The organism is Agrobacterium sp. SOY23 (genome assembly GCF_027212525.1).
In the GTDB taxonomy this organism is placed as follows: Bacteria; Pseudomonadota; Alphaproteobacteria; order Rhizobiales; family Rhizobiaceae; genus Agrobacterium; species Agrobacterium tumefaciens_I.
In genome coordinates this window covers 113195-129849 of sequence record NZ_JAPWDT010000006.1, presented here as the reverse complement: position 1 = coordinate 129849, position 16655 = coordinate 113195, and the positions used below count along the sequence as shown (strand labels likewise).

At 61.0% G+C, this 16655-nt stretch carries 17 protein-coding genes; 5 read left to right on the top strand and 12 right to left on the bottom strand.

Annotation, left to right across the window (positions count from 1 at the left end):
- Positions 1 to 2 precede the first annotated feature (2 nt).
- A complete protein-coding gene (locus tag O3S81_RS18020; RefSeq protein ID WP_003499086.1) occupies positions 3 to 176 on the top strand; it encodes a DUF1328 domain-containing protein in 174 nt (57 codons plus the stop codon).
- 55 nt (positions 177 to 231) lie between these two features.
- On the opposite strand, the gene O3S81_RS18015 is transcribed toward O3S81_RS18020, so the two are convergent.
- The gene (locus O3S81_RS18015; RefSeq protein ID WP_269345364.1) at positions 232 to 963 is read right to left on the bottom strand and encodes an SDR family oxidoreductase; all 732 of its coding nucleotides are present in this window, start codon (positions 961 to 963) and stop codon (positions 232 to 234) included.
- Positions 964 to 1165: 202 nt separating this feature from the next.
- Here O3S81_RS18015 and O3S81_RS18010 point away from each other — a divergent pair, with 202 nt between their 5' ends.
- Positions 1166 to 1933 (top strand): IclR family transcriptional regulator, encoded by a 768-nt coding sequence (locus O3S81_RS18010; RefSeq protein WP_269345362.1) that lies wholly within the window; start codon positions 1166 to 1168, stop codon positions 1931 to 1933.
- A 326-nt stretch (positions 1934 to 2259) separates the two neighbouring features.
- Here O3S81_RS18010 and tal read toward each other — a convergent pair whose 3' ends face one another.
- Positions 2260 to 3225 (bottom strand): transaldolase, encoded by a 966-nt coding sequence (gene tal / locus O3S81_RS18005; protein WP_269345360.1) that lies wholly within the window; start codon positions 3223 to 3225, stop codon positions 2260 to 2262.
- Between the two features lie 204 nt (positions 3226 to 3429).
- On the opposite strand from tal, the gene O3S81_RS18000 reads away from it, so the two are divergent.
- Positions 3430 to 4428 carry a sugar-binding transcriptional regulator gene (locus O3S81_RS18000; RefSeq protein WP_269345359.1) on the top strand — a complete coding sequence of 333 codons (999 nt, stop codon included), beginning with the start codon at positions 3430 to 3432 and terminating at the stop codon, positions 4426 to 4428.
- Between the two features lie 312 nt (positions 4429 to 4740).
- Here the strand turns inward: O3S81_RS18000 and O3S81_RS17995 are convergent, their stop codons facing one another.
- Positions 4741 to 5613, bottom strand: coding sequence for a bifunctional helix-turn-helix domain-containing protein/methylated-DNA--[protein]-cysteine S-methyltransferase (locus O3S81_RS17995; RefSeq protein WP_269345357.1), 873 nt, complete (start codon positions 5611 to 5613; stop codon positions 4741 to 4743).
- Between the two features lie 133 nt (positions 5614 to 5746).
- Complete coding sequence (locus O3S81_RS17990; RefSeq protein ID WP_269345356.1) at positions 5747 to 6229, bottom strand: DUF2244 domain-containing protein; 483 nt, start codon at positions 6227 to 6229, stop codon at positions 5747 to 5749.
- 37 nt (positions 6230 to 6266) lie between these two features.
- On the opposite strand from O3S81_RS17990, the gene nth reads away from it, so the two are divergent.
- On the top strand, positions 6267 to 7049 hold the full coding sequence (gene nth, locus O3S81_RS17985) for an endonuclease III (RefSeq protein ID WP_269345354.1): 783 nt from the start codon (positions 6267 to 6269) through the stop codon (positions 7047 to 7049).
- On the opposite strand, the gene O3S81_RS17980 is transcribed toward nth, so the two are convergent.
- Complete coding sequence (locus O3S81_RS17980; RefSeq protein WP_269345352.1) at positions 7011 to 7748, bottom strand: sulfate transporter family protein; 738 nt, start codon at positions 7746 to 7748, stop codon at positions 7011 to 7013. The two genes, nth and O3S81_RS17980, sit on opposite strands and share 39 nt — an antisense overlap.
- Before the next feature lie 297 nt (positions 7749 to 8045).
- Here O3S81_RS17980 and O3S81_RS17975 point away from each other — a divergent pair, with 297 nt between their 5' ends.
- A complete protein-coding gene (locus O3S81_RS17975) occupies positions 8046 to 8879 on the top strand; it encodes a MurR/RpiR family transcriptional regulator (protein ID WP_269345350.1) in 834 nt (277 codons plus the stop codon).
- Between the two features lie 222 nt (positions 8880 to 9101).
- Here O3S81_RS17975 and O3S81_RS17970 read toward each other — a convergent pair whose 3' ends face one another.
- The 7 genes from O3S81_RS17970 to O3S81_RS17940 all read right to left on the bottom strand — a co-directional run bounded on the left by O3S81_RS17970 (position 9102) and on the right by O3S81_RS17940 (position 16503).
- Positions 9102 to 10676 carry an FGGY-family carbohydrate kinase gene (locus O3S81_RS17970; protein ID WP_269345348.1) on the bottom strand — a complete coding sequence of 525 codons (1575 nt, stop codon included), beginning with the start codon at positions 10674 to 10676 and terminating at the stop codon, positions 9102 to 9104.
- Between the two features lie 63 nt (positions 10677 to 10739).
- The gene (locus tag O3S81_RS17965; protein WP_269345778.1) at positions 10740 to 11459 is read right to left on the bottom strand and encodes an HAD family hydrolase; all 720 of its coding nucleotides are present in this window, start codon (positions 11457 to 11459) and stop codon (positions 10740 to 10742) included.
- 7 nt (positions 11460 to 11466) lie between these two features.
- Complete coding sequence (locus O3S81_RS17960) at positions 11467 to 12951, bottom strand: mannitol dehydrogenase family protein (RefSeq protein WP_269345346.1); 1485 nt, start codon at positions 12949 to 12951, stop codon at positions 11467 to 11469.
- Between the two features lie 58 nt (positions 12952 to 13009).
- On the bottom strand, positions 13010 to 13786 hold the full coding sequence (locus O3S81_RS17955) for an L-iditol 2-dehydrogenase (RefSeq protein WP_269345344.1): 777 nt from the start codon (positions 13784 to 13786) through the stop codon (positions 13010 to 13012).
- Complete coding sequence (locus tag O3S81_RS17950; protein WP_269345343.1) at positions 13783 to 14781, bottom strand: ABC transporter ATP-binding protein; 999 nt, start codon at positions 14779 to 14781, stop codon at positions 13783 to 13785. The genes O3S81_RS17955 and O3S81_RS17950 overlap by 4 nt, the downstream gene beginning before the upstream one ends.
- Positions 14782 to 14793: 12 nt before the next feature.
- A complete protein-coding gene (locus O3S81_RS17945) occupies positions 14794 to 15618 on the bottom strand; it encodes a carbohydrate ABC transporter permease (protein ID WP_269345341.1) in 825 nt (274 codons plus the stop codon).
- A gap of 12 nt (positions 15619 to 15630) precedes the next feature.
- Positions 15631 to 16503, bottom strand: a complete 873-nt coding sequence (locus O3S81_RS17940; RefSeq protein ID WP_269345339.1) for a carbohydrate ABC transporter permease — start codon at positions 16501 to 16503, stop codon at positions 15631 to 15633.
- Positions 16504 to 16655 lie beyond the last annotated feature (152 nt).

Genomic DNA, 16655 nt, shown 5'->3' with positions numbered 1-16655 from the left:
CCATGCTGAAATGGGCTCTTATTTTCTTTGTTATTTCTTTGATCGCAGGCGTATTCGGCTTTACCGGCATTTCCGCGGCGGCAGCGGGCGTGGCCCGCATTCTGTTCTTCATCGCCGTGGTGATCTTCCTGGTCTTCCTCGTGCTTGCGCTGATGGCCGGAAGCGCGGTCGTCTGAACGAAAAAGGCGACCGGGTTTTACGCCGGTCGCCTCTCTTTTCCCCTGTCTACAATCAGGCCGTCCAGCCGCCATCGATCACATGGATCTGGCCGGTAGTGAAACCTGCTTCGTCCGAAGCGAGATAGGTCACGAGCGCCGCGATTTCCTCCGGCGTGGCGATGCGGCCCATCGGCTGGCGGGCGATGAAGTCGGCCAATGCCTGCTCGTAATTGCCGGTGGCGCGCAGGCGGTCATGCAGGGACGGGCTGTCGACCGTGCCTGGGCAGATGGCGTTGCAGCGAATGCCTTTGGTGACGAAGTCGGCGGCGATCGCCTTGGTGAGACCCACCACGGCCGCCTTGGACGCGGTATAGGCGAAGCGGTTCGGCACGCCCTTCACGCTGGAAGCAACCGACGACATGTTGACGATCGCGCCCTTGCCCTTTTCCAGCATGCCGGGCAGGAAGGCGCGGCAGGTGCGGTACATGGCCTTGGCATTAAGATCGAAGGAGAAATCCCAGTCCTTCTCTTCACAGTCCAGAATGGTGCCGGCATGCACGAAACCGGCGCAGTTGAACAGCACGTCGGCATGGCCGATATCGGCGGCGAAATCCTTGACGCCATCGCCATCCAGCACGTTCAGAACCCGGGTTTCAGCGCCCTTGAGCGTCGAAAGCGCCTGCTCGTTGATATCGGTGGCGATGACACGCGCGCCGAGCGATATGAAACGCTCCGCCGTGGCCCGGCCGATACCCTGGCCGGCGGCGGTGATCACCACTGTCCGGCCGTTAAAATCCTGCACCATAAATAGCCTCCCGCTAAGGCGCACCCACCCTTTATGGACGGGCCGCTAAATTTCGATGATCTCAAATATGGATCGACAATTCATATGTAAACGCGGTATTCATATGGCGTCAAGCAGACTTGCGCGGTTCGCCGGTCTCGGGCAAGCCTATTTTCAGGCCGCCCTCCTTACCGGCGACCATGTGAACCATCCTCGAGGCCAGATGACCGACGACGACAGCGAAAGATACCGCGCCCCCGCCCTCGACAAGGGTCTGGACATTCTCGAGCTTCTGGCCCGCACCGATGGCGGGCTGACGCAGATCGAGATCGCCAAATCCATCGGAAAGAGCCCGAACGAACTTTACCGCATGCTGGACCGGCTGGTGCGCCGGGGTTACGTGCAGCGGCTTGATGGCGACCGTTTTTCGCTGACGCTGAAGATGTTCGGGCTGGCGCATTTCCACGCGCCGATCCGCCGGCTGGTCTCCTTCGCCGCACCGGTGATGCGCGATTTTTCCGCCAGCGCCGAACAGGCCTGCCATCTGGCGGTCTATGACCGCGGCAGCGTCGCTGTCATCGCCCAGCAGGAATCCTCCACCTATTGGGCCATGTCCATGCGGGTGGGTGCGCAGATGAGCCTGTTCCACACCGGCTCCGGCCATGTGCTTCTGGCCTTCCAGACCGAAGCGCAGCGCGAGATCATGATCACCGAACAGGTGCGCGGCAGCGGGGAAACCGTGCCGCCGGGCCTTGCCGAACGGCTTTCGGAGGTTCGTAAAAACGGCCTCGAATCCATGGACAGCCTGCAAACCGCCGGCGTGCGCAATATTTCCGCCCCTGTTCTGACGCTTGACGGCACGGCGCTCGCCGTCATCACCTGCCCCTATATCACACCGCTTGGCGGCAAGGCACCGACGCGCGAGGCCTGCGAGGATCTGATCCGCGAGGCGGCAAAGCACATCTCCGAAATCGTGACCGGAAGCGGCTGAACAAAAAAACGCGATCGGCAGGGACCCGATCGCGTTTCAAGTGACTGGAGATTTATGTCTCGTAAACGCGGGGGATGGCGGATGGTTCCCCTTTGAGATCGATGGCAAAACCCGGAAACCCCTCCTCCGTCATTCCGGCCTAGAGCCGTAATCCAGCCACGGCGCGTCTGCGCCGTGAGGGAAGTCTCAGGCGATCAAAGACTTGATCGCGCTGGACCCCGGATCAAGTCCGGGGTGACGGTGTACGGATGCTCCGCTTTCGCCAAACAGCCGATTTTCCGGTCGTATCAGCGGCCCAGGGGGAGCGCAATGTTCCCCTTTATTTGTCAGGCAGCCGCCAGCGTCAGTTCCTTGCGAACCATCTCGCGCAGCGTCACCAGATCCTTGGCGAAGAGACGGATACCTTCCGAGAGCTTTTCGGTGGCCATCGCATCTTCGTTCATCGCCCAGCGGAAAGCCTTTTCGTCAAGAGACTGCAGCGGCTCGGCCTTGACGTTGTCAGGCGAAAGTTTGCGTTCCAGCTTGCCGGTGTCCTTGTCCAGCTCTTCCAGCAGCGCCGGGCTGATCGTCAGGCGGTCGCAACCGGCCAATGCTTCGATTTCGCCGACATTGCGGAAGGAGGCGCCCATGACGACGGTGCTGATGCCATTGGCCTTGTAATAATTGTAGATGCTGCGCACCGAAACGACGCCCGGATCGGTCTCGGCGGTGTAGTTCTCGCCGGTCGATTTCTTGTACCAGTCGAGGATACGGCCGACGAAGGGCGAGATGAGGAAGACCTTGGCTTCGGCGCAGGCAATCGCCTGGGCCTGGGAGAAGAGCAGCGTCAGGTTGCAGTCGATGCCTTCGGACTGGAGAACCTCGGCGGCCTTGATGCCTTCCCAGGTGGAAGCAAGCTTGATGAGGATGCGTTCACGCTCGATGCCGCGCTCCTTGTAGGCGGCAATGATGTGGCGGGCCTTGGCGATGGAGGCTTGCGTATCGAAGGAAAGGTCGGCATCGACTTCGGTCGAGACACGGCCGGGAACGAGGCCGGCAAGAGCCGCACCCACGGAAATGGCGAGACGATCGGCAACGGCGGCAACCACGGCGTCGGACTGGCCGCCCTGCTTCTTGCCCCAAGCGACAGCTTCCTTCACCGCATCGGCAAAGGCCGGCGTGCCGAGCGCTTTCAGAACGATGGTCGGGTTGGTGGTGCAATCCACCGGCTTCAGGCGCGCAACCGCCTCGATATCGCCGGTATCGGCAACAACCGTAGTGATGGCGCGAAGTTGTTCGAGTTTGGACGTCATATCGAATGATCCTTCATGATCTCTTGAAAACTTGCTCAGCCGTCTTTTCGTTCCCGCACATGGTGCGCCCAAGGCCGAAATCGCGGTTTGTCCGGCTCAGACTATCGCAAGCGCCACGGCAAAAAGTCAAGACATTTGCGCATCGCAATTGACATAAGTTTCACGCCTGCGATACTCGGCCGCACATAAGGAATGACAAAAACCGTGGCGAAACTGAGAAGAGAGACCCATACGACCTATTCGGAAGCAGCTTCGCTGAGGCTGCGCGCGGCATGGCTTTATTATAACCAGGGCATGACGCAGAAAGATGTCGCCGAAAAACTGGGGATCAGCCGCTCCACCGTCATCCGCCTGCTCGACGAGGCGATGAAACGCTCCGAAGTGCAGATCTGGATCAACGAGGGCATCGAGGATTTCGTTTCGCTGGCCGGCGAGCTGGAGGCGGCCTACGGGCTGGACGAGGCCGTCATCATCCCCTCACCCGGCCCATCGACCGGCTCATCCACGGGCAAGATGGGTGCAGAAGGCACCGCCAAGGCCGTCGGCCTCGCGCTTGGGCAATTCCTCTCCGAAGTGGTGCCGAACGGCGCCACCATCGGCGTCGGCTGGGGCCGCACCATGACCGCCTCGCTTTCCAGCTTCCGACCGCCGCGCCGGGAAAACTGCAAGGTCGTCTCGCTGCTTGGCGGTATCGTCGCCGTGCACCAGACCAACCCGCTCGATTATACCTGGCGGCTGGCAAGCGCGCTCGGGGCGGAATGTTACATGTTCCTCGCACCGCTTTTGGTGGATTCGGTCGAGACCAAACGGGCGCTGATCGAAAAATGCGGGCTGGCGACGCTTTACGATCTCGCCGAGACGCTCGATCTCGCCATCGTCTCCTGCGGCGATATCGGCCCGCATTCCACCTCGCTGTCGGAAGGTTTCATCTCCAAGGAGACCCTGCGCGAACTCGTCGATGCCGGCTGCGTCTGCGACACCATGTTCAACTTCATCGATGCCGAAGGCCGCTCCGTCGATCATCCGATCAACCAGCGCGCCATGGCGATCGATCTCGATACGCTGCGCAAGGCCAAACACATCGTGCTCGCCTCCGGCGGCGCCCACCGCGCCATCGCCATCCGCGCCACGATCAAACGTATCGGCTGTAATACGCTGATTACCGACGAGGCGGCAGCGCGGGCATTGATGGAGCTGGTTTAGGCGTCGTCAGGCCATTCGCGGGGTGGCCCTCACAAACACCACCGTCATCCTCGGACTTGTCCCGAGGATCTGCAACCGATTGATTTTATTCGACGTGACTAAATCCTCGGCACAGGGCCGAGAATGACGCCGAGGGGATGGTTACCCTTCCCAACCGGCTTCTGGCCTCGGAGACAAACTCTTCGGTTTCCGCCTCAGCCAGCCCTGCCCTGATACCGCTTGTCCATTTCTCCTGCCATGACGGAGAACGGCGATGTGACAACGCATCGTCTACAATGCTATTTGGTGCGAGGCTCGAACGATCGACCAAACTCACACCTTCCCCGTTTCCCATCCCAGCATCGCCCGCTTGCGGGTGAGGCCCCAGTGGTAACCCGTCAGCGCCCCGCTTTTACCGACCGCGCGATGGCAGGGGACGACGAAGGAGACCGGGTTTGCCCCGACCGCGGCACCCACGGCACGGGAGGCGCTGGGCTGGCCGATGTCGCAGGCGATGTGCGAATAGGTGACGGCACGGCCCATCGGGATTTTCAGGAGGCTTTCCCAGACCCGCACCTGAAAATCCGTGCCGAGCAGCACGACGCGCAGCGGCCTGTCCGCCGACCATAGAGACGGTTCGAAGACGCGCGCCGCATAGGGCGCGGTCGCTTCGCGATCCTCGACATAATCCGCGTTCGGCCAGCGCCCGGTCATATCCTCGAAACAGGCCCGTTCTTCGCCCGGATCGGCAAAGGCACAGCCGGCAAGACCACGATCCGTTACCATGACGAGGGCAAGACCGAAGGGTGAGGCGTGGAAACCGTAACGGATCGTCAGCCCGCCACCCCTCGCCTTCCACTCGCCGGGCGACATGGCTTCATGGGTGACGAACAGATCATGCAGGCGCCCCGGCCCCGACATGCCGACCTCGATCGAGGTTTCCAGCAGCGGCAAATCCTCCTCGCGCAGCAGCCGCTTGGCGTGATCGAGCGTCACGGCCTGCAAAAATGCCTTGGGCGAAAGACCGGCCCAGCGGGTGAAGGTTTTCTGCAATTGCGTCGGCGACTGGCCAAGCCTTGCGGCAATGGCTTCCAGCGAAGGCTGCTCGCGATAATCCAGCGTCAACAGCTCGATGACCCCGCGCACCGTGTCGTAGTCCGATCCGATGGGGGTGATGTCTTCGTTCAGCGTAATATTGGCGTTCATCGCAGGTCTCCTAACGCTTCACAGAAAACCACTAAAGCGCCGTCGTCTCCACCCGTTTCTTGCCTCATGGTCCGTTTCTACCGTCATACCGGCCTCGCGCCGGTATGACGGAGAGATAGAATATACCGCGCCATCACATCCGCCGTCGCACGGTCGCCAGCGCGCCGCCGAAAGCCTTGGCGAAACTTTCCCTGTCATCCGGGTTGAGAAACGAGCCGATATCGGTTGCCCGGCCTTCACCCGTCACATGCATGGAAACGATGCCGATCTCCTCATGCCTTCTCACCCGGAAGCGCGCCCAGAAGGGGTTGAAACGGTGCTCCACCATGCGCCCGGTGGGAGAAAATTTGCGGATCGACAGGTTCGTGCGCGAGACGCTGACCTCTTCGCGCGCCTTCGCGGCGCGGTAATTGGCGCGGAAGGCGATATAAAGCAGCAGGAAATCCAGCCCGAAAAACAGGCCGACCGGCCAGGCGCCGGTGGCGAGGAAAAAGCCGCCATAAACAAGGCAGGCGAAGCCCGACAAAAGCAGGAGCAGCCGGAAACCCCTTCTGCCAAGCGAACGGTGCGGAACGAGTTCCGCCGCGAAAATCGGCTGGTCGTTGAGCGTATCCACGTTGCTTTCCTCAAGGCGGGCTGGCTATAGATAGTCCATGACAGTCGCCAAGAAACGATCCAGCACCCAAACATTGAAAAAGTCAAATCCGGCATCCACGCGGAAGGCGGCACGGGTGAAAACGGCCTATTCGAAGGACGAACTCACCGAAATCTTCCGCCGTTTTTCCATTCAGCGGCCGGAACCAAAAGGCGAACTGGAACACACCAATCCCTTCACCCTGCTGGTGGCCGTGGCGCTTTCCGCGCAGGCGACCGATGTTGGCGTGAACCGGGCGACAAGGGCACTGTTCAAGGTGGCCGATACGCCGGAAAAAATGCTGGCGCTCGGCGAGGAGCAGCTGATCGGCCACATCAAGACCATCGGCCTTTATCGCAACAAGGCGAAAAACGTCATCGCGCTATCACAGATGCTGATCGACAATTTCGGTGGCGAGGTGCCGAAGACGCGCGAGGAACTGGTGACCCTGCCGGGCGTCGGCCGCAAGACGGCCAATGTGGTGATGTCGATGGCCTTCGGCGTGCCCACGCTCGCAGTGGATACACATGTGTTCCGCATTGCCAACCGGCTCTGTCTTGCACCGGGGAAAACCCCGGACGAGGTGGAAGACCGGCTGGTCCGCATCATTCCCGAGCAATATCTCTTCCATGCCCATCACTGGCTGATCCTGCACGGGCGTTATTGCTGCAAGGCGCGCAAGCCGGAATGCGAACGCTGCGTGATCGCCGATATCTGCAAATCGCCGGAAAAGACCTTCGATATTCCGGCCCCGCTTGAGGAGTTACCCGCGCAACTGTTCGGTGCGGCCGGCGGCGAATGAGGGATCGCGCCGGCTGACGGCCTTGTGCAGATGCACCATCATCGAGGCGGCAAAAAGCGGCGTCAAAAGGTTGAGGAACGGCACCGCCAGGAAGGCCGCGATCACCAGCCCGGCCATGAAGACGGTGGTGCGGTGTTTTGAGCGAAACTGCCGGGCTTCCACGGGGGAGCGGAAACGCATCGCAGCGAATTCAAAAAATTCCCGGCCGAGCAGATAGCCGTTCACCAGAAAAAACGCGATGAGATTGATGCCCGGCACCAGAAGCAGCAACAGCGCGACGAGGTTGCCGGCAATGACAACACCGAAGAACTTGATGGACGACAGAACGGCCTCGCCGACCGGCATCGCCTTGCCCGGCGGATCGTTCGGATAGGTCTTTTTTTCAACCACTTCCGCGACATCGTCGAGAAACAGGCCCGCAATAACTGCGGTAACCGGCGAAATGAGCAGCGCCAGCGCCAGGGCAAGCCCGATGCCGGCGAAAATGGCGAAGACGAAGGTCAGCCAGCCGGCCCAGTCCGGCACGCCGGGGATCAGCGTATCCACCCATGGCAGGGCGAAATAGATGAAGATGGAGCGGATGGCGAACCACAGCGCCGCCAGCACGAGAAGCGTGAGCCCAAGAACCTTCCAGAACACCGAGCGGGTCTCGGCGGCAAAGAGATTGTGGAATGCAAGCCGCGCCGCATCAAATATCATTCGGAACTCCTCGACGCCTCTCGCGTTGAAACAACCTTACACGGCGAGAGATAGGCGCTGCCCACCCACTCTGCAAGACAGGTGGAAAACGCCGAATTCCCGGATTTAAACCGCAGATGGAATTTCTCTTGAATAAAAGGTATCTCTAAAATATAATAATCCACCTATAAGAATTCGCATTCCGGTCCGGTGGAGGACAAGGCCGGAAAAGCTTTCCCCCACCGTCAAATTGCGGTTCGCACGCTCGTCTGCGCGCGCGCATGCATCATCGTTCAATAAAGATAAAAGAATGAGGCGTTGGTGGAAAAGCTGCTGTTGAACCTTACGCGCGCCATGAAGGCGGGAACACCTTCCGAGCGCAAGATCGCTAAATATCTGATCGAGCATCTGGACGAATTGCCGTTCGAGACGGCGCAGACGCTGGCTGTGAAGCTCAGCCTCAGCCCGATGACGGTCGGCCGCTTCCTGCGGTCGCTGGGCTACCGGCAGTTCAGCGATATCCGCGCCGATCTGCGCCATGCGGAAGAGGCGGCCGGCGTAGAACGCCCTGTAATGGCCGAGAGCGGCGAGCGCCATTCCAACCCGTTTTCGCAGCTCCTGTCGCAGCAGATTCAGGCGATCCAGACCGCCTTCGACATGACCAACCAGCCGATCTGGCGCCTTGCAATGAACGAGATCTCCACGGCGGGCGATGTTTTTCTGGCGACCTCTCCGGAGGGCCTCGATGCCGCGCGGCATTTTTACGGACGGCTTCTGGAATGCCGAAGCCACATTCATGACCTCGGCAGCGACAGTGCCGCCCATGTCGCCCTGTGGGATTCCGATCCCGCGCGCACCCTGCTCGTCATCATGGATTGTGGCGGCAACCTTTCGCCCCTGCAGCGCCTGTTGGCCATGGCCCGCAAGAGCGGTTACAGGACGCTTTTGATCACCACCCGTTTTTATGAATGGGGACCGGAAAGCGCCGATATCTGTCTTGCCATGCCGCAAGCCCAGAATGGCGGCCAGAGCCTGCTGCAACTCGTCTCGCTTCTGGAATTCACCCTGTGCGCCCTCAGCGCCGGTGCCGATGACAGCAGCAAGGCCAGGGCAAAAAACGTTGCCGCCCTGAAGCGCTCACTGCGCACTTGACGGGCAACACTCAAAGGAGGGCAGGACACGGATAGGACGACATCAGCCTGTTTCTTCTCTCCGCCGGGGAGAAGGTCGCGGCAGCGAGATGAAGGGCAAGGATAACAATAAAAGGAAAGCCAGCCCCCCCATCCGGCCCCTCGGGCCACCTTCTCCCCGGCGGGGAGAAGAAACAGGCGGAACCCGTCCGGCATATTTCAGCCTTGCTATCTTCCTTGAAAGTTAAAGGCTTTCCAGTTCCTGGCGATGCCGGTACATGGCGAGAAAACGGCGGTAATCCCGCTCATAACGGGCTCTAAGCGCCGGATTTCCGGATATTTCCGCATTGCCCGGATACATGGCGCCTCCCGCCGCCGCGAGGTTCGCATGCACGCCGCCCGCCGTTGCCGCCGTCATTGCCGTGCCGAGAAGCACGGCGTCGGCGGTGGCCGGAACCACGATGCGCTTGCCCGTCACGTCGGCGTAAAGTTCCATCAGCAGCGGGTTCTTCACATGCCCGCCGGTGACATGCAGGCTTTCCACCGCATAACCGAAGCGCTCCATGGCATCGAGTACATGGCGCGCGCCGAGCGCTATCGCTACGGCGGTGCGCCAGTAGAGACGGCAGAGGCTGTCGAAAGACGTGTCCAGCGTCAGGCCGCTGATGACGCCGACCGCGTGCGGATCGGCCAGCGGCGAACGGTTACCGTGGAAATCCGGCAGCACATGCAGCCGCTCGGCGAAGGCCTCGCCCTCGAGCGCGCGCAATTCGCTGACCCGGGCAACGATGCGGGCATGCAGCGCCATATCCGGCTCGCCGCCCGCCGCATGCATGCGCACGATATGATCGAGCAGCGCGCCGGTGGCCGATTGCCCGCCTTCCACCAGCCAGTGGCCGGGCAGAATGGCCTGCCAATAGGGGCCCCAGAGGCTGTGACCCGGCATCTGCCGCGGCGACATGGCGACAAGGCAGCTCGATGTGCCGGCGATCAGCGCCACATGCCGGCCGACATCGCCCGACAGGCAGCCGCCCAGCGCCCCAAGCGCGCCGGCATAGGCATCGATCATGCCCGCCGCCACCTGGCAGCCGGTGTCGAGGCCGAGTTCGGCCGCGGCTTCGGGTGAAAGCGGACCGATGCTTCCCCCCGGCATCACGGTGGTTTCGGGCAGCCCTGCCCGTTCCTTCAGATCACCAAGGCCGGCCAGTTCCAGATAATCCGCCTGCCAGCCGGGATTTTCCTGCGCCAGAAAATTCCACTTCGCCGTCTGCGTGCAATTGGAGCGCTGCGCCGAACCGGTCGCCTTCCATGTCAGGAAATCCGCGAGATCGAAGGCGAAGGACATGCGCGCCCAGCTTTGAGGCATATGCGCCTTCAGCCACATCAGCTTCGGCATCTGCATTTCCGGCGAAACACTGTCGCCGGCGAAATCGAGAACGCGGTGGCCGGATGCCGTCAGCCGGTCGGCCTCGTTTATCGCCCGGTGGTCGAGCCAGACGATGGTGTCGAAGCGATCCTGCCCCGTCATGGAAACAGAAACCGGCTCTCCCTGCGCGTCACGAATGACAAGCGAGCAGGTAGCATCGAAACCGATGGCGGCGATGCTTTGCGGCGGAACGCCGGCATCGGCAAGCGCCGCCTTCACGGCGATACAGACGGCATTCCATATATCGGTGGAATCATGCTCGGCGTGGTTTTCACGCGGCCGCTGCATGAGGATGGGATGGGTGGAGCGGGCGAGAAGCCGGCCGGCCGGATCGAAAATCCCGGCCCGCGCACTGGCCGTGCCGACATCGACAGCGACGAGATTTTGACGCATCAAGACTTCAATTCCATCCCTTGCGCAACGACCCGACGACGACGGCGGCAGGCAAGCTCAAGCTCAGCCCGCGTCACGTTGCACTTGGTCGTCAAAACCGCCCTTCCCCACATAATTGCCGACAAGTTGGACCAAATCCGGCATCGCGTCAAACACGGCATCAGCCCCGAGCCCGGCGATCTTCTCGCGGAATGCGGGAAAGCGCGCATGCGAACCACCGGTAAAGGCAAAAACGCCCATGCCGGCCGCCTTTGCGGCGGCAATGCCCGCCGGACTGTCCTCGATCACGATGCAGTGACGCGGTTCGGCACCCATTTCGCGCGCCGCATGCAGGAAAAGATCGGGCGCCGGCTTGCCGTTCCTGACCATGGTTGCGCTGAAGACATGCGGCTCGAACCGCTCGATCAGGCCGGTCAGCCCCAGCGAATATCGGATGCGCTCCGGCTGGCTGGAAGACGCCACGCAGCGCCGGAGAGCCTTCAGCCGGTCCAGCGTTTCGGCAATGCCCTCGATCGGGCGCAGCTCGGTGCGGAAACGCTCGAACAGCGTCGCGCGCATATGGTCGAGAAAATCGATGTCGGTCTCGACACCGTAATCGTCAAACAGCGTCGCCGTCATGCTGGCGACGCTGCGGCCGAGAAAGCGCTCATAGGCTTCCTCCTCTCCCATCGTCACGCCGAGATGGGAGAGCATGTCGAGAAGCACCGCGATCGAGACCGGCTCGCTGTCGACGAGAACGCCGTCGCAATCGAAAATCAGCAATGGTCCCGTCGGGTCTTCCATCTCGTGGTCACTTTTCGGCCAGCTTGTCATCCAGATAAAGCTGCAAGGTCTTCGCCGTGCCTTCTTGCCACAGCGTCTTCAGTGCATGGGCGAAGCGTTTACGGAAAAGCTCCGATTCGGCAACTGCCCCGAAGATATCGTCAAGCGCAAGGAAGGCCATCGGATCGTCCTTGGCCTTGATGGCCGCCGCCTGCAGGCGTTCGGCACTGGCATCGTTGAAGGTGATTTCCTTGCCGCTGTCCGAAGTGCCATAAAAATAGCGGCACCACAGCGCCGATACCAGCGAAAGCCCGATAATATCCTCACCGCGCGCCAACCGGTCGGCGGTGGAAGGCAGGATGAATTTCGGCTGGCGGTTGGAACCGTCCTGCGCCAGACGCGGTATCGTGTCGCCGATCTTCGGATTGAGGAAACGCCGCTCGATCAACGTGAAATAATCGTTGAGATCGGTATCGGGAACCGGGGGAATGACGGGAATGATCTCGTCCTTCTCGAGCTTTGCCAGGAACGCCCGGATCAGCGGATGTTCCATCGCCTCATGCACGAAATGAATGTCGAGCAGCGCCGCCGGATAGGCAATGGCCGCATGGCCGCCATTGAGGATGCGGATTTTCATGTGTTCGTAAGGCGCAACATCCTTCACGAACTGCACACCCGCCTTTTCGAGCGCAGGCCGGCCGGCGGGGAAATTATCCTCCATCACCCATTGCTTGAATTCCTCGCAGAAGACCGGCCAATTGTCATTGATGCCGAAATCGTCGCGGGCGATGTTGCGTTCGCGTTCGCCGGTGGCGGGCGTGATGCGGTCCACCATGGAATTGGGGAAAGCGACGTTTGCACCGATCCAGTCGGCAAAGGCCGGATCGGAGAGCGCCGCAAGCCCAACCACCGCATTTTTTGTGACCTTGCCATTGTGTGGAATGTTGTCGCAGGACATGACGGTGAAGGGGGAAAGCCCCCTGTCGCGTCGCGCCTTCAGCCCGGCGACGATCAGGCCGAAGACGGTTTTCGGCTGGGCCGGATGTTTCCCGTCCTCGGCAATCGCCGGGTGCTGCGGATTGAAGGAACCGGAAGCGTCGATGAAATAACCGCCTTCGGTAATCGTCATCGAGACGATGCGGATTTTCGGATCGGCGAGCGTATCGACAATGCGCTGTGTGTCGCCGACCATCAGAATATCAATCATCGGCCCGGTGACACGCGCACCGGTGCGGTTATTGTCCTGCTCCACCACAGTCGTCAGGAAATCCTGCGCGGCGAGCTTTTCCCGCATCACCGCATCGGAAGGCAGAACACCGGCGCCGATGATGGCGAAGTCATGATCCGTGCCCGTGTTGAACAGGTCATCCAGATAGACCGCCTGATGGGCGCGGTGGAAATTGCCGACACCGAAATGCACGATGCCGGCGGAGAGATCGTCGCGGGAATAGGCCGGAACCGCCGCGGTTTTTCTGGCGTCGTCAAGCGTTGCGAGGGAGAGTTTGCATGTCATGTCACGATCCTCGAAAGGGAAACGTTGTTCGTGCCGGTCACCGGGAAAGTCCCGGGGATCAGCTCATCCAGTTGCCGCCATCGACATTATAGGTCTGGGCGACGATGTATTCGGCTTCAGCCGAGGCAAGGAAGATCGCCATGCCGGTCAGGTCTTCGGCACGGCCCATGCGGCCGAAGGGTACGGCCTCTCCGACCAGCCGCTTCTTTTCACCGGCGGGGCGGTTTTCATATTTCGCAAACAGCGCGTCCACGCCGTCCCAGTGCTCACCATCGACCACGCCCGGCGCAATCGCATTGACGTTGATGCCGTGTTTGATGAGATCGAGCCCGGCCGATTGCGTGAGACTGATGACGGCGGCCTTGGTGGCGCAATAAACCGCCACAAGGGCCTCACCGCGCCGGCCCGCTTGGCTTGCCATGTTGATGATCTTGCCGCCTTTTCCCCGAGCGATCATTGTTTTTGCGGCGGCCTGCATCATGAACAGCGTGCCGGACACGTTGATCGAAAACAGCCGCTCGTAGCTCTCGCGTTTGATCTCGACAATCGGTGCGAGGTCAAAGAGCGCGGCATTGTTGATGAGGATATCGAGCCCGCCGGTCTGGCCCTCCACGGTGCGGATGGCGGTGTCGATCGAATGCTGTTTGGTCACGTCGAGTTCGACGGCATAGGCGTTCTCGCCAATCTCGCGGGCAGTCTTGCTGGCCCGCTCGAAATCGATATCGGCAATGGCGACCGTCGCGCCCTCGCGCAGATAGGCTTCGGCAAAGGCGCGGCCGATGCCGCGCGCCGAACCGGTAATCAGCGCGGATTTACCGTCCAGTCTCCCCGTCATATTGCGACACCCTTATCATCGAACCTGTGTATCTTTGTATCATCGGGTGTGATGAAGACGGTATCGCCATGCCTGCATTCGAACTCGCCATCGGCTCTGGCAGTGATCGGTCCGATGCCGTTGACCTCGAGATGCAGGAAGGTATCGGAGCCGAGATGTTCGGCGACGGTGACCTTGCCCTGCCACAGCCCGCTGTCCTTCGACAGCAGCAGATGTTCTGGCCGCACACCGGCGGTGGTGGCATTCTTGCTGCGGGCAAAGTCGCCGGTGATGAGGTTCATGCGCGGCGAGCCGATGAAGCCGGCGACGAAGAGGTTGGCGGGGGAGCGGTAGAGCTGCATCGGCGAGCCGACCTGCTCGATATTGCCGCGGTTGAGCACGACGATCTTGTCGGCCATGGTCATGGCCTCCACCTGGTCGTGGGTGACATAGATCATCGTTGTCTTCAGCGTGTTGTGCAGCTCGGAGATTTCCAGCCGCATGGTGCCGCGCAGCGCCGCATCGAGGTTGGAGAGCGGCTCGTCGAACAGGAAGGCGGAGGGTTCGCGCACGATGGCGCGGCCGATAGCCACACGCTGGCGCTGGCCGCCCGACAGCTGCGAGGGCCGGCGTTCGAGATAATCGGTAAGGTTCAGCACGCGAGCGGCGTCTTCCACCTTTTTATCGATCACCGCCTTGTCGAGCTTGGCCATCTTCAGCGGGAAGGCGATGTTGTTCCTGACGCTCATATGCGGATAAAGCGCATAGGACTGGAACACCATGGCAAGGCCGCGCTCGGCCGGGGCCTTTTCCGTCACATCCTTGCCGTCGATGATGATCTTGCCGCCGGAGACGTCTTCCAGCCCGGCGATCAGCCGCAAAAGCGTGGATTTGCCGCAGCCGGAGGGACCGACGAAGACGACGAACTCGCCGTCATGGATATCGAGATCGATCGACGGGATGACTTTCGCCTCACCGAAGAGCTTGGACACGGTCTGAAGGGAAATGCTGCCCATGTTTGTCGTTCCTTATTTCACGGCGCCAAAGGTCAGGCCACGCACGAGTTGTTTCTGCGAGAACCAGCCGATGACGAGAATGGGGGCGATCGCCATCATCGAGGCGGCCGAGAGTTTTGCCCAGAACAGCCCCTGCGGCGAGGAGAAGGAGGCGATGAAGGCCGTCAGCGGGGCGGCATTGGTGGTCGTCAGCCGGATGGTCCAGAAGGCTTCGTTCCAGGCGAGGATGACGTTCAAGAGCAGCGTCGAGGCAATGCCCGGCACCGCCATTGGTGTGAGCACATGCACGATCTCGTTCCACAGCGAGGCGCCATCCATGCGGGCGGCTTCCAGAATCTCGCCGGGGATTTCCCGGAAGTAAGTGTAGAGCATCCAGATGACGATCGGCAGGTTGATAAAGGTGAGCATGACGGTGAGGCCGATGCGGGTATCGAGCAGGCCGGCATTGCGGAAGATCAGATAGATCGGCACCAGCACGGCGACGGCCGGCATCATCTTGGTGGAGAGCATCCACATCAGAATGTCCTTGGTGCGTTTGGTCGGCGAGAACGCCATGGCCCAGGCGGCGGGAATGGCGATGATGAGCGCAATGATCGTCGAGCCGAGCGACAGCACCACCGAGTTCATGAAGGGCTTGAAGTAATCGCGCTGGGTCTGCACCGTGACATAATTCTCAAGCGTGCCCGAGGGAATGAGGCTGAAGCCGGCGATTGCTTCCGGCTCGGTCTTGAGCGAGGTGAGGAAGGCATAGAGGATCGGGAAGAACAGCAACAGCGCCACGGCCCAGGCCGCGATGGAAAAGCCGATCTTCGCACGTGTGGTTGTCTTGCGGGCCATGATGTTTCCCCTTTACCGGTCGAGGTTCTTGCCAACGGCACGCATCAGGAAGATGGCGACGATATTGGCGAGGATGACGGCGATGATGCCGCCGGCCGAAGCACCGCCGACGTCGTAGCCCAATAGTGCGGTGCGATAGATGAGGAAGGCGAGGTTCGTGGAGGCATAGCCGGGGCCGCCATTGGTGGTGACGAGGATTTCCGCATAGACGCCGAGCAGGAAGATCGTCTGGATGAGAATGACGACGGTGATGGCGCGCGACAGATGCGGCAGGGTCAGGTAGATGAAGCGGTTGACGAAGTTGGCGCCATCCATCTCGGCGGCTTCCTTCTGCTCGCCATCGAGCGACTGCAGGGCGGTGAGCAGGATCAGCGTCGCGAACGGCAGCCATTGCCAGGCGACGATGATGATGATCGACAGCAGGGGAAACTGCGCGAACCAGTCGACCGGCTGGAAACCGAAGAAGCGGGCAAGATCGGCGAGCACGCCGTAACCCGGATGCATGATCATGTTCTTCCACACCAGTGCTGCGACAGGCGGCATGACGAAGAAGGGCGAGATGATCATGATGCGCACGATGCCCTGGCCGAAAATGTCATTGTCGAGCAAGAGCGCAATGGCGATGCCGCCGATGACGGTGATCGCAAGTACGCCGCCGACGATGACCAGCGTGTTCCAGATCGACTGGAAGAAGGCCGGGTCGGTGTAGAAATACTGGTAATTGAACAGACCGGCAAAGCTGACATTGGCCGGGTTGAGGAGATTGTAGTTCTGGAACGAGAACCACAACGTCATCGCCAGGGGCACGATCATCCACACCAGAAGCAAAAGCACCGAGGGCGCAAGCATCACCCGCGCTAACCCGCTCGTGTTTCGTGTTGCCATTGCACTCACCTCCCCTTGGGCCTGGGCGTCACGACATGCGCCCGGCATATCCGGAAGAACCGGCTCATTCTTGTTTTGATTTGAAAGGCTTAAACGCCGCCGTACATCCCGGTGGCCTCCAATCCCCAAGGTTCGCTGCCCGGCATTGGCGC